Source organism: Actinomadura formosensis NBRC 14204, assembly GCF_001552155.1.
In the GTDB taxonomy this organism is placed as follows: Bacteria; Actinomycetota; Actinomycetes; order Streptosporangiales; family Streptosporangiaceae; genus Spirillospora; species Spirillospora formosensis.
This window is the reverse complement of sequence record NZ_BCQQ01000313.1, coordinates 1-956: the sequence shown is the minus strand read 5'-3', so window position 1 is coordinate 956 and position 956 is coordinate 1. Positions and strand designations below refer to the sequence as shown.

Genomic DNA, 956 nt, shown 5'->3' with positions numbered 1-956 from the left:
CGTCGCCCGCGCCCGCGCCGCGCTGAACGTGGAACTGCCCGTCCGGGCGCTGTTCGAGACCCCGACGGTCGCGGGCCTCGCCGCGCACCTCGCGTCGGCGGCCGGTGCGGCGCGGCCCGCGCTGCGCCCGGTGGAGCGGCCCGTCCCGCTGCCGGTCTCCCACGCGCAGGAGCGGCTCTGGTTCCTGAACCGGCTGGAAGGGCTCACCGCCACCTACAACATGCCGATCCCGCTGCGGCTCACCGGCGCGATCGACCCCGGCGCGATGCGGGACGCGCTCCGCGACGTCGCCGCCCGGCACGAGTCGCTGCGGACGCTGTTCGCCGACGCCGACGGCGAGCCGCACCAGGTGATCCTCGCCCCGGACGAGGCCGACCCGCGGCTCACCGTCACCGCGCCCGCCGACCTGCACGGCACGCTGTTCGCGGACGCCACCCGCGGCTTCGACCTGGCGAACGAGCTGCCGGTCCGCGCCCACCTCTACCGGCTCGGCGAGGACGAGCACCTGCTCCTCATCGTCCTGCACCACATCGCCGGGGACGGCTGGTCGATGGCGCCGCTCGCCCGCGACGTGATCACCGCCTACCTGGCCCGCCGCGCCGGCGCCGCCCCCGAGTGGGCGCCGCTCGGCGTGCAGTACGCCGACTACGCGCTCTGGCAGCGTGAGCTGCTCGGCGACGAGAACGACCCGGGCAGCCTCGCCGCCCGCCAGATCGCCTACTGGAAGGACGCGCTCGCCGGGCTGCCCGACCAGATCCGGCTGCCGCACGACCGCCCGCGCCCGGACCGCGCCTCCCACCGGGGCGGCCAGGTCGCCTTCGAGGTCCCGGCGGAACTGGCGGACGGGCTGCGGACACTCGCCCGCGACCACCAGGTCAGCATGTTCATGGTCCTGCAGGCGGCGCTCGCCGCGCTGCTGACCCGGCTCGGCGCCGGGACGGACGTGCCGATCGGCT

Annotated in this window: 1 protein-coding gene; it reads left to right on the top strand. The window is 76.6% G+C overall.

The window, feature by feature from the left end; translation table 11 throughout:
- A partial coding sequence (locus tag AF1_RS32700) for a condensation domain-containing protein (RefSeq protein ID WP_255218872.1) occupies window positions 1–956 on the top strand: 956 nt, incomplete at both ends.